The organism is Glaciecola sp. XM2 (genome assembly GCF_018595715.1).
Lineage (GTDB): Bacteria > Pseudomonadota > Gammaproteobacteria > Enterobacterales > Alteromonadaceae > Glaciecola.
This window is the reverse complement of record NZ_JAHEOJ010000021.1, coordinates 16,205-30,662: the sequence shown is the minus strand read 5'-3', so window position 1 is coordinate 30,662 and position 14,458 is coordinate 16,205. Positions and strand designations below refer to the sequence as shown.

General features: G+C 44.2%; 12 protein-coding genes. 9 read left to right on the top strand and 3 right to left on the bottom strand.

What is annotated here, in order from left to right; genetic code table 11:
- The first annotated feature begins 2 nt into the window (after positions 1-2).
- Together KJ365_RS09235 and KJ365_RS09230 are read left to right on the top strand one after the other, a co-directional pair.
- On the top strand, positions 3-2,231 hold the full coding sequence (locus KJ365_RS09235) for a marine proteobacterial sortase target protein (protein WP_214451370.1): 2,229 nt from the start codon (positions 3-5) through the stop codon (positions 2,229-2,231).
- A complete protein-coding gene (locus KJ365_RS09230) occupies positions 2,215-2,835 on the top strand; it encodes a class GN sortase (RefSeq protein ID WP_214451369.1) in 621 nt (206 codons plus the stop codon). Before KJ365_RS09235 ends, KJ365_RS09230 begins: the two co-directional genes overlap by 17 nt.
- Here the strand turns inward: KJ365_RS09230 and KJ365_RS09225 are convergent.
- From KJ365_RS09225 to djlA, 3 genes are all read right to left on the bottom strand, one after another.
- On the bottom strand, positions 2,832-3,566 hold the full coding sequence (locus KJ365_RS09225; protein ID WP_214451368.1) for a thioredoxin fold domain-containing protein: 735 nt from the start codon (positions 3,564-3,566) through the stop codon (positions 2,832-2,834). The two genes, KJ365_RS09230 and KJ365_RS09225, sit on opposite strands and share 4 nt — an antisense overlap.
- A 204-nt stretch (positions 3,567-3,770) precedes the next feature.
- Positions 3,771-4,712 carry a site-specific tyrosine recombinase XerD gene (gene xerD / locus KJ365_RS09220; protein WP_214451367.1) on the bottom strand — a complete coding sequence of 314 codons (942 nt, stop codon included), beginning with the start codon at positions 4,710-4,712 and terminating at the stop codon, positions 3,771-3,773.
- A gap of 6 nt (positions 4,713-4,718) precedes the next feature.
- Positions 4,719-5,570 (bottom strand): co-chaperone DjlA, encoded by an 852-nt coding sequence (gene djlA / locus KJ365_RS09215; protein WP_214451366.1) that lies wholly within the window; start codon positions 5,568-5,570, stop codon positions 4,719-4,721.
- 196 nt (positions 5,571-5,766) lie between these two features.
- Between djlA and KJ365_RS09210 the strand changes: the two genes are divergently transcribed.
- From KJ365_RS09210 to KJ365_RS09180, 7 genes are all read left to right on the top strand, one after another.
- Positions 5,767-7,977, top strand: a complete 2,211-nt coding sequence (locus tag KJ365_RS09210) for an LPS-assembly protein LptD (protein ID WP_214451365.1) — start codon at positions 5,767-5,769, stop codon at positions 7,975-7,977.
- A 34-nt stretch (positions 7,978-8,011) separates the two neighbouring features.
- Positions 8,012-9,301 (top strand): peptidylprolyl isomerase SurA, encoded by a 1,290-nt coding sequence (gene surA, locus KJ365_RS09205; protein ID WP_214451364.1) that lies wholly within the window; start codon positions 8,012-8,014, stop codon positions 9,299-9,301.
- A 9-nt stretch (positions 9,302-9,310) separates the two neighbouring features.
- The gene (pdxA, locus tag KJ365_RS09200; RefSeq protein ID WP_214451363.1) at positions 9,311-10,297 is read left to right on the top strand and encodes a 4-hydroxythreonine-4-phosphate dehydrogenase PdxA; all 987 of its coding nucleotides are present in this window, start codon (positions 9,311-9,313) and stop codon (positions 10,295-10,297) included.
- Positions 10,294-11,097, top strand: a complete 804-nt coding sequence (gene rsmA / locus KJ365_RS09195; RefSeq protein ID WP_214451362.1) for a 16S rRNA (adenine(1518)-N(6)/adenine(1519)-N(6))-dimethyltransferase RsmA — start codon at positions 10,294-10,296, stop codon at positions 11,095-11,097. The genes pdxA and rsmA overlap by 4 nt, the downstream gene beginning before the upstream one ends.
- Positions 11,090-11,461: a Co2+/Mg2+ efflux facilitator ApaG/CorD gene (gene apaG, locus KJ365_RS09190; RefSeq protein WP_352109371.1), complete on the top strand. Its 372-nt coding sequence runs from the start codon at positions 11,090-11,092 to the stop codon at positions 11,459-11,461. Before rsmA ends, apaG begins: the two co-directional genes overlap by 8 nt.
- A gap of 9 nt (positions 11,462-11,470) precedes the next feature.
- Positions 11,471-12,292: a symmetrical bis(5'-nucleosyl)-tetraphosphatase gene (locus KJ365_RS09185; protein WP_214451360.1), complete on the top strand. Its 822-nt coding sequence runs from the start codon at positions 11,471-11,473 to the stop codon at positions 12,290-12,292.
- Positions 12,293-12,357: 65 nt separating this feature from the next.
- A complete protein-coding gene (locus KJ365_RS09180) occupies positions 12,358-14,382 on the top strand; it encodes a methyl-accepting chemotaxis protein (protein WP_214451359.1) in 2,025 nt (674 codons plus the stop codon).
- Positions 14,383-14,458 lie beyond the last annotated feature (76 nt).

Genomic DNA, 14,458 nt, shown 5'->3' with positions numbered 1-14,458 from the left:
ACATGTCACCTTTTCAAAAAGGAAGCGTGTTAATTGTTGCAGTGGCCATTGTTGGCCTACTGCAACTGTTCTTGAACCCAAGCGATATTTTTAGAACGCTTGAAGCACGTGATACATCAGCAGGCGACTCTTTGCAGCTTCGCGAGAGTGGGCCAAACAACCAAATTAATGCCTTATTCAATACTGGCGAACAACACTCCCTTGTCCAGAACATCTACCAAGCGGGTACGGCAGGATTGTTTTTTGAAGTGGCCAGTGAAAACGAGCAGTCGCACTACATTGATACCCCGATGCAAGATAGTCAGTTTGATGTCCAGGTTACGGGTAATATTGTGCGCACTCGCGTTACACAAACGTTCACCAATACAACGGCTACATGGCAACAAGGTACCTACATTTTCCCCTTACCGCATGATGCCGTTGTAGATGCGATGCTTATGCGCATAGGCAATAGAACTATTGAGGGAGTGATTACAGAAAAACAGCAAGCAGAAAAGTCGTTTAAACAAGCCCAACGAGATGGCAAGAGCGCTAGCCTAGTGAATCAGTTACGACCTAATATGTTCATCAATAAAATTGCCAATATAGCCCCACAATCAACAATTGAAGTCAAAATTGAGTACCAACAAGTCTTGCACTTAGACAACAAGCGCTACCAATTACGTATCCCTACATCGATTACACCCCGATATACGCCGCATACCATACAAGATGACAAGACCACTGCCCAAGCTATAACCAGCATGACGATGAACGATAAGACACGTCTTGCAACTCATGGAGAACTTCGCATTAATGTGGATATCAATATGGGTACGGCGTTACAAAACATTGTCAGTGAACATCATGCAATCAATACTCGGCGCGCTGAAGATAAGGGCTATCGCGTCACATTAGACAGTAAAGCGATACATCCTCCTGAGGAATTTGTGCTGACGTGGGAACTTGACCAACCTGCAGCGCCACAGGCGATTCATTTAACGCAAAATATAGGTGGTTATCAATATGGTCTTATTCAAATTGTGCCTCCGCAAACGCCAAAAACGCAATTCGCACGCAATATAACGTTTATCCTCGACACCTCTGGCTCTATGGTAGGAGATGCTATTTCACAGGCAAAAGCAGCCCTTGTAACGGGTATAAAGGCCTTAGAAGCACATGAATCTTTTAATGTGATTGAGTTTAATAGCCGGGCGCAAAACTTATGGCAATCAGCACAATTTGCCAGCGCTGAAAATAAACAGCAGGCCATTGCGTTTATATCTATGTTACAAGCGAGCGGTGGCACCGAAATAGCTGATGCGCTGACCCTCGCCTTTTCATTACAACACGCGAGCAATCAAACAGACACCTCCCATCTTTTGCAGCAAATTGTTTTTATAACAGATGGAAGTGTGACCAATGAAGCGCAGATTTTGCAAATGATTAGTAAGGAGCTAAATGAAGCACGCTTATTTACCATTGGTATTGGAAGTGCACCAAACACCTATTTTATGACCGAGGCTGCAAGTGCAGGTAAAGGCACGTTCACATTTATTGGGGACATTGCACAAGTTGATGAAAAAATGACGACTTTACTCAAGAAAATTCAACGTCCCGCCCTTACCAATATTGAGCTTAGCATGAATGCGATACCAGCAACCGATGTATTAGAAGTTTACCCCAAAATAGTGCCCGACGCTTATGCAGGTGAGCCGCTTACATTGGTCTATCGCCGAGAGTACAATGCTGACACCCAAGCACGAATAAGCATTCAAGCTCATTGGTATAAATCGCTTACAAAGAATGCCTCTACCCCCATGCTTTGGCAAAGCCAGTTGCCCGCCAAGAGCGCCAAGCCAAATGCAGGGCTGACGCAACAGTGGGCTTATGAAAAGATTCGACAGCTCTCTCGCACCCTTCATACCAGTGCAGCGGAAGGTGAGGAACGCTTGGCCCTTCAAACCTTTACCAAGCAAGAGATTACTGAGACCGCCCTTGCCCATAAACTGGTCAGCAAATACACCAGCTTGCTGGCAATTGATGACCAAGTTACGCGCCCATCCCAAGAGCTCTTGGAGCAACTCGCGGTTCAAGCCAAGCAATTAAGTGAACAGCGAAAACAATGGATAGCGGCCTCCGTGCAGTTACCACAAACCGCCACTCATTCGGTAATGCTATTGTTTTATGGACTAGTGCTATTGGTTGTGGCGTTCGCAACGAAGCGGCTGTCAAATGACAGAAGCGCTTAAGATGACAAGCGTTAACGTGAGGTTTTCCAAAGCCGCCATACTCGCGCAACTGCAGCGCTTGGCTCCTTGTGTATTGCTAGTGGTGAGTTTATTGCTGATTGCAAAAGGCGGGTATATTCAAGGTAAAGCAGCTGTAGCTCAGTGGTTGATGCATGAAGCATGGCAGCAAGCAATGCAGACAAAAAAGCCGGTTGCACCATGGCATTGGGCCGACACGGAAGTCATTGGCGTATTGCACTTTAAATCGCAACGGCAGTTTATTTTATCCGGGGAAAGCGGCCGAAACTTAGCATTTGGGCCAAGCTTATTGAGTCAAAGCGCACCACTTGATGAAAAAGGAAATAGTGTGATTTCAGGTCATAACGACACGCATTTTGCGAAGTTGGCAAAGATAGAGACCGGAGACATCATCAAGCTCGAAACAATCAATCAATTAAAATCGTATCGAGTCTCTGAAGTTCTCGTTGTTCGACAAGACCAAACAGGGGTGTTAGCGCAAACGCAGGTCGATGCGCTCACCCTTATAACGTGTTATCCATTTAACAGTACCACTTTACAATCCAAATACCGCTTAGTGGTAAGGGCCCTGTTAATAGAAGCTTAGTTCATCGCCTGCAATGCAAGTTCTAGCTGTTTGGCCGGCTGATAACCAGGTACAACTGAACCATCGGGCAGTACGATATTAGGCGTGCCATTTACGCCAATTTTCTGGCCAAAGCTAAATTGCTCAGAGACTTTGTTTGCGCATGAAGCATCCGCAACTTGTTCACCGGCTTTAGCTTTTGTAATAGCTTCTTGTGGATTTTCAGAACACCAAATCGAGACTGCATCCAAATATACTTGGCTGTTAATCCCAGCGCGTGGGAAGGACAAATATCTCACGGTGATCCCCAAGTCGTTGATTTGATCAATTTCATTATGTAGCTTTCTGCAATATCCACATGTCGCGTCGGTAAAGACATGAATGACATACTTCTCATTTTCTGCTGTAAACTCAATCGCAGAATCGGCAAATTGGCCAATACCATCCAAGCGCATTTTCTTTAACGACTCTTCAGTAACATCAACTATACCGTCGGCTACGTTGTACACTCTCGCTTGCAAGAAGTACTCGCCATCTTCACTGGCATAGAACAAACCACGATCGGTATACAATTCTAGTAAGCCCGGTACTGGTGAGTTTGCTACCGAATCAATGCGTAGCTGCAATTTCACGCCAAGCGTTAATGCTAAATCTTCATTGTCTTGTTGAGCAAATAAAGTGCTGCTAAAAATCAATGCAACAAAAGCTGCGACGAGGGCTGTAAACCGGCGAGCGGTAAATCGTTGTGACATATAAAACTTCCAAAATTGACATATCGAATCGATATGACCTGAATTTAGTGATAATAATTTCAAAAATATGGCTGTCGCCAATCAATTTTTGAATGATGTTGTGTAAGTATACGAATAAAATCGCTTTTATGATGAAAAAGATAGGTATTTTTATTTCTAAATGTATGTTTGAGCATACTCAAATGGCATATGGGGCTTAGCGTACTATCCCCTCGGATGATGTTTTTTCACTAGAATTTGCAAGCGCTGAGTGGCGACATGCGTATAAATTTGCGTGGTAGATAGATCTGAATGCCCCAACAACATTTGCACTACGCGTAAATCGGCTCCATGATTTAAAAGATGCGTTGCAAATGCATGACGCAGGGTATGCGGAGACAGCTTCGCATGAATCCCCGCGACTTTTGCATAAAACTTTATTCGATGCCAAAACGTCTGACGGGTCATGGTCAACCCCCGCTTGCTGGGAAATACCGTATTTGTGGGAGTGTTCATCAACTCGGGTCTCGCGTTTTTCAAGTAGAGCTGAAGGTGTTCACTTGCATGCTCACCCATTGGTACTAGACGCTCCTTGCCGCCTTTACCGGTCACTCTTATTACTCCCTGCAACATGCCAATTTCATGCATTTGTAAGTTGACCAACTCACTCACACGCAACCCTGTTGCATACAGAAGTTCAAGCATGGCCTTATCCCGCATTTGCACCGCATCGCTGTTGTTTGGCGCATCGAGAAGTAAATCTACCTGATGCTCCGATAAGGTATCCGGTAGATAGCTAGGTAACTTAGGGTTACTTACGTCATCAATAGGGTTTTTTGAACATGTACCTAATGCAATTTGATAGCGATAAAACGCTCTCGCACTGCTTAGAAATCGCGCTGTAGAACGCTGAGAGAGCCCTTTTTCGAGGCGATTGGAAAGATAAGATTGAACATGTTTTATAGTGCACTCGAGGATGCAAGGTACACCAATCGATTCGCAGTACAAAGCAAACTTCATAAGATCGGTTTGATAGGCACTAGCGGTATTTTTACTCAGCCCCTTCTCTAACCACAGCATGTCAATAAATGCTGATATGCATGCAAGATTTGCGGCGCAAAGGGATCCCTTCGCTTTCGTTTCAATTGCACCTTGCTTGGTTGACATGCTCTCTTAAATGCCGCGCTGTTCTTTGATTAGCTCGTACGCAGACTGAATTTCTTGAGTGCGCTTATTTGCCATTTCGAGGGCTTGTTGTGGTAACCCTTTCGATGCAAGTTTGTCGGGATGATGCTGTGCCATGAGCTTTTTATATGCTCTTTTTACTTCTATGTCAGGTTGATTTGCGCTAACACCTAATATTTTGTAAGCATCGTTTAGTGCACTAGCCTTGTTATACTCTTGATTATATTGTCTTTTTTGCCCTGACTGGCGTTGATGAAACCCGCTTCCCTGCCTAAATCGTTGCGCAGCCTCAAAACGCGTGATCATAAACTGCAAGTCAACTTGACTAAAACCGAGACCAAGCGCTACTTTTTGTAGTATACGAATTTCAGGCTCGGTTAAACGACCGTCTGCGAATGCCGCAGCAATAAGAATTTCAATGAAAACTTGTAGGATGTCAGTTCTTCCATGGGCATGTTCGCGAAACCCTTTTAGCATGTCGGTAAGCGGAAAATCTCGCTCTTTACCTTCTCGAAAGGCCTGCTGTGCCTCCAGTCTTATGTCGCCGGCTAAGCCCATATCATCCATTAATTTGGAGGCAACTTTAATTTCATCTGAAGTGACTTTGCCGTCGGCTTTACATACATGTCCAAAGGCTGAAAACAAGGCATGGAAAAAAACAGCATCTTTTTGGATATTCTCTTTTGATGAAAAGAAACGCGCAAACCCGCCCTGCCGAGAAAAGTCTTGGGCGTAGTAAACATCAAATAGATGACCGACAATTAAGCCAAGCAGTGCGCCTGGTAATCGAAAGATTGCCATGCCCACTAAGACACCAATTATTTTTCCTGAATATCCCATAAACAGTTAGTGATATAACAATGAATTATTAAAAGATAACCGCTAGTTTAAAGGGTTTTGCATAAAAAAATACCTTAAATAAGAGTTTTTCGCGCTTTTTATGTTTTTAACCTTGGGTTTTCTTTGTTTACCCTTTAAAATCTGTGCACTATCAGAATGTCACTGATTCGATATTCTCTCCAACCATGAAGTGTGAATGAAAATAGCAAAAATAGGGTTAATTTTAAGCGCAGGTTTGTGCGCAGCACATGCACACGGACAGCTTGTCTGCGAGGTGCAAAGCTTTGATTTTACCCCACCTAAAATTGCTGATGGTACAATAGAAGTCACTTCAGACGCCGCCCAAATTATCAAAGATGAGCTTGCAGTGTTCGAAGGCAATGTTGTGATTAAAACTCGAGATTCCATCATTCAAGCAGACAGCGCAAATCTGAGAGAAAATGGCCGCACAATCGTGGCAAGTGGCGATGTTATATATACCGACGAGTTGCTTCAGGTTGAAAGCTTAGGAATAGAGGCAAATGCAGAGCTTGAATTACTGCAATTGCAATCTACCGACTATAAAATCAGAGGCATTAACGGTCGAGGTGGGGCAAACTTGTTATCCATCTCCACCGAGCAGGGCGTCATTTTGGAAGATGTATCTTTCACTACTTGCCCTAAAGGCGGTGAAGACTGGCGCATACAAGCATCTGAAATTGCGATTCGCAAAGGAAAACCCTTCGGTGAGGCAAAGCACACTCGCTTTTACATCGCAGATGTACCTGTATTTTATCTACCCTACTTTGCGTTTCCAATTACCACCGAACGTCAAACAGGTTTCTTGTTTCCAGAAATCGGCAGTACTAGCAGCACAGGGATAGAATATGAGCAACCCTTTTATTGGAATATTGCACCCAACATAGACACAACCATTTCCACGCGGTTTATGACCAACCGGGGTTTACAACTCAAAAATGAATGGCGTTATTTAACCGAGCAACACAGCGGCGAACTTCAATTAGAATATTTAGCCAACGATATTGACACCGACTTGGATGAGCCTCGCTATTTTTATCGCTTAAGCCACAAAGGTAAACTTAGCGAAAACTGGTCAGTTACCGCAGATATCAGCGACATTAGCGATAACAACTACATCGTCGACTTGCGCTCCGATTATTATAATCAAGCCGACACTCATCTCTATCGTCAAGCAGGCCTTAGCTATTTTAGCGACTCACTAGACTTTTCAATGTTTATCCGTGATTTCACCACCATCGGAAATTTTGACGATAACTATCGTGCGTTACCTGAAGCAAAATTGGGTTACTCAACCGCATTAAATGATTGGCTTGAGTTCGATGTAAAATCCGAGATGGCGTATTTTGATAATCGTTTAGATCAGAGGCCCGACGCATTTCGCTTACATGTCGAGCCTTCTTTAAGTATTCCTTACCAGCGCGCCTGGGGAGAGCTGCTAGCACAGGTGAGTGTGTTGCATACTTACTATAATCAAGACATTGTTGAGCCAAGCACAACTGTGTTGGAAGAAACCGTTGACCGAACACTTGGCCAAGCTAGATTGTATGGCTCTTTAATATTTGAGCGCCCACAGGACGTAGCAAATGATCAATACATGATCACGTTTGAGCCAAAAGCACAGTACTTGTATACCAGTTATCAAGACCAATCCAACATTGGCCTGTATGACACCACTGAATTGCTGACAACGTTCTCTAATATTTTCCGCGGCCAAGAATTTACAGGCCTAGATCGTATCAACGACAATAACCAATTTACGCTCGGCGCTACCACTCGCATTATTGATAATAACAACCGCGAGCTACTGGTCGCTAGCGTCGGTCAAATCTTATATTTAGATGACGCCAAGTTACAATCTAGCCAACGCGATGATAATCGCTCCGCAATTGCAGCAGAAGTTGACTGGAGAGTGAACCAAAATTGGTTTTTACACTCTGATATTCAACTTGGAAATCAAACCAATAAAGTCGAGCGCAGCAGTTTCTCGACAGAATATCGTTTAGACGAAAATAGACTTATCCAATTGAACCATCGCTACATTAGAGAGCTCTCTGGTGAGAAAATTGATCAATTCGGCGTGTCTGCAAGTTGGCCTATTAGCCAGAATTGGCATTGGGTTGGACGATATTATCGAGACTTTGAGCGCTCGCGCACGACCGAAAGCTTTGTTGGCATTGAATATGAAAGCTGCTGTTGGGCATTGCGTTTAACTGTGCAGCGTCATTTAGCAACTCGCTTCAATAATGATGGATTTCGGGATATAGATGAATTTGATTCTGGAATTGCGTTACAATTCGTCTTTAAGGGTATTGGCAGCGGTTCTGGTAAAGTTGATATGCTAAGTCAGGGCCTCTTTGGTTACAGACAGCCTTTCGTTTTAAATTAATAATTAAATTAACACCTTACATGCTTGAGAACTTATGAATAACATATTAAAAAAACTGAGTTTAATCACCTTACTATGGTGTGTTGCTTTTTCATTACAAGCTAAAGAACTACTCGACCGCGTATCGGTTATCGTTGACCAAGGCGTCATATTAGAAAGCGAAATTGATGAGCTTGTCACAACCGTGAAGTCAGACGCTGCCACCAGCGGTCAAACGCTACCATCTGATAGAGCACTAAGAACGCAAGCAATTGAGCGTTTAATATTAGAAAATCTGCAAACGCAAATGGCGGAACGCATGGGCATACAAATCAGCGATCCACAACTTGATCAAACTATTGCAAACATTGCACAAAGTGAAGGCATTGAACCTGCGCAATTTAGACAGGCAATCGCCTCACAGGGCATCCCATACGAAACTTACAGAGAGTCCATTCGCAAGGAACTGGTAATGGGCGAAGTGCGACGCGCCAACGTAAGACGCAGAATTTACATCACGCCACAAGAAGTTGAAGTGCTAGTGGGAATGATTAACCAGCAAGGGGAACAGCAAGCAGAGTATCGTTTAGGACATATCCTGATAGGCGTTCCGTCTAGTGCAGACGCAGATGAAGTGACCGAGGCGAGAGAACGCGCAGACAAAGTGCTGGAATTATTGGGTAACGGTTCTGACTTTCAGCGCTTAGCAATCGCATCATCTTCAGGCTCTGAAGCGCTAGATGGCGGGGACATGGGGTGGATGAATATCAACTCTATGCCAACACTATTTGCTGAAGTGGTTGCGGGAAAAGAAAGTGGTGAGCTGATTGGACCGATTCGGTCTGGCGCAGGTTTCCACATCCTCAAAATTCAAGATACACGCGGCGTTGAAGTCGTGAGAGTTGAAGAAGTCAACGCTCGTCACATTCTTATTAAGCCATCGATTATTTTAAGTGACAATAAAGCTGAGCAAATGCTTATGGAATTCAGAGCCGAACTGTTAGAAGGTGAAGCAGATTTCGAAGCGTTAGCAAAAGAGTATTCTGAAGATCCTGGCTCGGCGCTTCGTGGTGGTGAGCTGGGTTGGAATGACCCTAATGTTTATGTGCCTGCCTTTAAAGAAGCACTTGCACAACTCGACAAAGACCAATACAGCATGCCAATTCGTTCACAGCATGGTTGGCACTTAATTCAGCTGATTGACCGTCGAATGGATGATGCCACAGAAAAGCGCAAGGAAGACCGCGCATATCAACTTATCTATAATCGTAAATTCCAAGAAGAGACGGATGCCTGGTTAAGAGAGATGCGCGACCAAGCCTATATTGAAATTATTGAAAGCTAAGGAATATTAATGTCTGCATCAATACGGATTGCCGTAACTCCTGGAGAGCCAGCCGGCATTGGTCCAGACTTAATGCTTTGTTTAAGCCAGCAGCAATGGGAAGCTCAGCTTGTTATCTTTGCCGACCAAAAAATGCTTGAAGCTCGCGCGGCGCAACTGGGATTGCAGGTAGATTTTATCACCTTCGAACCTGGGCTAGAGTACGTGCAACAACCCGGACAAATGATAGTTCATCACATTCCAACAGCTGTCAATGTTGTTGCTGGTCAATTGGATAGCGCAAACGGACAATATGTAGTAGAAACACTGCGCCAGGCTTGTGAAGCCAATATGCAAGGTAATTTTGATGCGGTTGTGACAGGACCTGTACACAAAGGCATTATTAATAAAGCGGGTGTTTCGTTTAGCGGTCACACTGAGTATTTTGCTCAGCAGTCGAATACTGCAGATGTCGTTATGATGCTTGCCACCGACGGCCTAAGAGTCTGCTTGGCCACCACACATATTCCCCTTGCGTACGTCTCCAAAGCAATTACACCTGAGCGAATAGAAAAAGTCATTCGCATCATGAACACCGACCTTAAATTAAAGTTTGGCATCGCACAGCCATCAATTTATGTATGTGGCTTAAATCCTCATGCAGGTGAAGATGGCCATTTGGGCAAAGAAGAAATTCAGGTGATTACGCCTACCCTCGATATACTCAGAGCGCAAGGGCTTAACATCATCGGGCCTTTACCCGCAGACACTATTTTTCAGCCAAAATACTTAGATAAGGCCGATGCAGTATTAGCGATGTACCATGACCAAGGGCTACCGGTGTTAAAATTCAAAGGTTTTGGCAACTCCGTCAATATTACCCTTGGACTGCCGTTTATACGAACCTCTGTTGACCATGGAACCGCCGCCGACCTCGCGGGCACTGGACAAGCGGATACCGGCAGTATGAAACGCGCTATTAGCAAAGCCATCAAACTAGCGAAGAAAAGACTTTGAGCAAAACGCATCTTGGACATACCGCGCGTAAGCGTTTTGGTCAAAACTTCTTATTTGACGAATATGTAATTGACCAAATAGTGACTGCTATCGCTCCTAAGCCTGGTCAAAACTTAGTAGAGATTGGTCCTGGTCTAGGAGCGCTCACAGAGCCGGTTGCCAATCTTGTTGAGCATTTGCATGTGGTCGAGCTTGACCGTGATTTAGCAAAACGATTAAGAGAACATCCCTTCATTCAAGATAAGTTGAACGTAATTGAGCAAGACGCGCTGAAGTTTGATTTTGCTAGCTTAACGCAGAATGACAAACTAAGAGTGTTTGGCAATCTGCCCTATAACATATCAACTCCGTTGATGTTTCATCTATTTAGCTTCAGTGAGCACATTCAAGACATGCACTTTATGTTGCAACTCGAGGTGGTTAAACGTCTTTGTGCAGTGGATGGTGATTCGCTATATGGAAAACTGTCGGTAATGGCACAGTATTACTGCGCAGCAACCCCTGTAGTCATGGTTCCGCCCTCAGCGTTTAAGCCGGCGCCAAAAGTAGACTCCGCAGTTGTCCAGTTGATCCCACATGCTACACCTCCTGTTGAGTTGCATAGTGTATCGTCTCTTGAGCTCACCGTAGGGACGGCATTTAATCAAAGAAGAAAAACTATTCGCAATAGCTTGAAAAATCTTATTAGCGAAGCTAGCCTAAATACATTAGATATTGATGCAGAGCGTCGAGCACAGACACTATCGTTAGTCGAGTTCGCTCGCATCGCCAACTATGTATATGAGGCAAATGGTGAGTGAACCTATTCACATCGCGGTAGACACAAAATTTATTGGTAAACAAAGGAAGGCACAGCAAGATGTGTTTGTGTTTAGCTATACCGTTAGTATCACCAATTTAAGCGAAACGCCTATGACGCTGAAAAGTCGTTATTGGTTAATCACTAATGGAGATGGCGAAAAAGTAGAAGTAAGCGGCGACGGTGTAGTAGGAGAACAGCCCACTATTGCACCCAACCAAACTTATCAGTATACCAGCGCCTCGGTCATGAAAACTGAAGTGGGTAATATGCAAGGCCACTATACGTTTGAGCTTGAAAACGAGCAAACATACCAAGCAAACATTCCTATTTTTAGGCTCGCTACTCCCCATGCTTTGCACTAAAAATCACCCATGAGAAATTTTGTAGTAGGTGATATTCAAGGTTGCTATCGCGCTTTGAAGAGAGTCTTAAAAAAAGCAGACTTTGACCCAGCAGCCGACAAACTTTGGGCGGTGGGGGACCTCGTTGCCCGAGGCCCTGATTCACTCTCTACCCTCTCATTTTGTCGTGATTTAGGCCCACACTTTGAAACCGTATTGGGTAACCACGACCTGCATTTAATCGCAATCGCTTTTGGCCTGAAAAAACCCAAAGCACAAGATAAGTTAAAGCCCCTTATTGATAGCAAAGAGTTTTCTAACATCATCGATTGGCTTTTAACCAAACCCCTCGCGGTTAAACCTGCAAAGAAAACCCTCATCACCCACGCTGGCCTTCATCCGAAGTGGTCAATAAAAGATGCAATTGCACTATCAAATGAGGTGCAGGCAATTCTGCAAGGTGAATTTGCTGCCGACTTCCTCAAAGATATGTACGGGAATGAGCCAGACAAATGGTCAAGTAAGCTAAGCACAATGGATAGGCACCGCTTTGTGGTCAATGCCTGCACTCGTATGCGCTATCTCAGAAAAAATATGGCCTTAGAGTTTGATACGAAATGTCACCCGAGTAGCGCTCCAACCGGCCTGGCGCCTTGGTTTATGTTTGAAAACCCGTCGCTAACTGACAAGCACACCCTACTATTCGGCCATTGGGCATCCCTACTCGGTCAAGTCCCAGCCTCCCCAGGATGCAAAGCAGACGTGCGCGCCCTCGATACCGGTTATGTATGGGGAAACACCCTCTCTTTGACCTGCCTAGAAACAAAAAAAACAATTCAATATCACGCTTAAGTTATGTTCTGCCTGACCGATACTCTACTTAAGTATTAGTAGAATTTATTGCTTTAGGAGCGAACATGAAAATAACGGTAGCACTGCGGGTCATTGCAGGTTTTGCAGTGATCAGCTTTTTATTACTGTTGCTTGGTTTTTCTTCCATGTCTAGTCTGGATAACGTAGGTGATGCCTCTAATGAGGTTAGTACCTTAGCACTTCCGACAGTTGCGGGCACCTCTAACTTAAAAGTCGCTTTTCTCAATATGGGACGCCTTTCTTTTGAAGGATTTGTAAGTGATCAAAAAGACCAGGTGGAGGCAAAACAGGAAGAGTTCAATGCCAGTAAAGCGCGTTTTATCGAGACTCTGACAGCATTAAATGAAGTGGTTAAAGAGGACAAAGCGCTCAGTGAGGCCGTTGCCAATGTTAATTCACTTTACGAATCCTATGTAGACACCTCATCAAAAATGTTCACCGCTCACCTTAGCGCCATTGAATTGAATACCTCAATAAATGAGATGGTTTCCTCGCTTGAAGAAAATGCCGACGATGCATCATCTTACTTATTGGATTTCACAGATCTCGATGAAATCAGCGACTCTGATAGCCTTACCGAGGCTGCTGAAGTAGCAAACAACGTTGAGTCAAATCTACTGTCATTACTAAGTGTTGCCTCAGATTACGGTAAGACTCAAAGCATGCAGCGCGCTGAGATCAGAAGTAAAGAAGTCGCGGTCGTTTTAGAACAGACACAAGCGCGATTTGCACAAATGGTTGATGCTGCAAATGGAGAAGATGAATCGGGCACAATTGATGAGGTCGCCGAATTAATTGCACAGATTGCCGAAACACTCAATGCTACCGATGGCCTATTGAACACCAAAATAAACGAACTCCAGCAAATTAGCATTTCAAATGATTCACTACTTGCGTCAGACCAAAAAATTACCGAAGCAATTATTGAGTTAGATGCCTTAAATGCAATCGCAGATACGAAAGCGGCTGAAATTAAGGAGTCGGTGGACTCGCAAATTGCAACAAGTACCGCTACGATAATTATTGTTGTTATCATCTCATTTGGTTTAGCTGGATGGGTTGGATATGTAACTGTTAACGCTATTACACGTCCGTTGGCTCGCGTAAACGAACTGCTTAAAATCGCCTCCTCTGGTGACCTTACACATCGATTAGATGACTCAGCAAGTGACGAATTTGGTACCTTGGCTAAAAACTGCAACACCTTGATTGATAATTTAAAAGAGTTAATTAATGCCATTAATCAACGTGCTGACCAACTCGCAGCGGCTTCTGGTGAAACGTCAACGATCACGCTTGAAACAACGACTTCGATTGAAGAACAAAAATCGCAGATTTCACAAATTGCAGCCGCTACTACAGAGATGCATACGACGTCTGAATTAGTTTCCTCAAGCGCGAAAGACACTTTGCTAGAAATTAAACATGCTGATGCCGAAGCTGAGAAGGTTAAGAAAATCTCAGCGGAAAACAAAGATACGATTGAAGTACTAGCGCGAGAAGTGCAAGAAGCTGCAGAAGTTATCAACAAGCTACACCAAGATAGTGCGAGCATTGGCGGGATCCTTGACGTTATACGTGGCGTAGCCGACCAGACAAACTTACTTGCGCTTAACGCGGCAATCGAAGCTGCGAGAGCGGGCGAATACGGTCGTGGCTTTGCAGTAGTAGCCGATGAGGTCCGCACGCTTGCAAGCCGCACTCAGCAATCTACTCAAGAAATTAACTCCATGATTGAAGTGCTTCAAGCGGGCGCTGAAAAAGCGGTAACCGTGATGAATCAAGGTAAAGAGCAAACTAATGCTTGTGTTGCTCAAACTGAGAAAGCAGGTGCGGCACTTAACCTTATTACGGACGCTGTGCACAAAGCATACGAAGTTAGCACTCGCATTGAAGAAGCCGCTCGGGAACAACACACCGTGTCTTCGCAAATTAGCGAACGCTTAGAAAATATCGTTGGTATTGCAGAGCACACAACAGTTGGCGCAAAACAAACGTCAGAATCTAGTGCTGAAGTAGCAAAACTAGCTGAAGAACTGCAAGCTTCTATTAGTCAATTTAGAGTCTAGTAAGAGCATCTATAGCAAAAAGGCGATCGTATGATCGCCTTTTTTATGCTTTAAATTTGATACCTCTGGCGTTGCT

Excerpts from the sequence above, each read along its gene's own strand:
- KJ365_RS09235 (WP_214451370.1), top strand. The coding sequence starts at position 3 with ATGTCACCTTTTCAAAAAGGAAGCGTGTTAATTGTTGCAGTGGCCATT.
- KJ365_RS09230 (WP_214451369.1), top strand. The coding sequence starts at position 2,215 with ATGACAGAAGCGCTTAAGATGACAAGCGTTAACGTGAGGTTTTCCAAA.
- KJ365_RS09225 (WP_214451368.1), bottom strand. The coding sequence starts at position 3,566 with ATGTCACAACGATTTACCGCTCGCCGGTTTACAGCCCTCGTCGCAGCT.
- xerD (WP_214451367.1), bottom strand. The coding sequence starts at position 4,712 with ATGTCAACCAAGCAAGGTGCAATTGAAACGAAAGCGAAGGGATCCCTT.
- djlA (WP_214451366.1), bottom strand. The coding sequence starts at position 5,570 with ATGGGATATTCAGGAAAAATAATTGGTGTCTTAGTGGGCATGGCAATC.
- KJ365_RS09210 (WP_214451365.1), top strand. The coding sequence starts at position 5,767 with ATGAAAATAGCAAAAATAGGGTTAATTTTAAGCGCAGGTTTGTGCGCA.
- surA (WP_214451364.1), top strand. The coding sequence starts at position 8,012 with ATGAATAACATATTAAAAAAACTGAGTTTAATCACCTTACTATGGTGT.
- pdxA (WP_214451363.1), top strand. The coding sequence starts at position 9,311 with ATGTCTGCATCAATACGGATTGCCGTAACTCCTGGAGAGCCAGCCGGC.
- KJ365_RS09185 (WP_214451360.1), top strand. The coding sequence starts at position 11,471 with ATGAGAAATTTTGTAGTAGGTGATATTCAAGGTTGCTATCGCGCTTTG.
- KJ365_RS09180 (WP_214451359.1), top strand. The coding sequence starts at position 12,358 with ATGAAAATAACGGTAGCACTGCGGGTCATTGCAGGTTTTGCAGTGATC.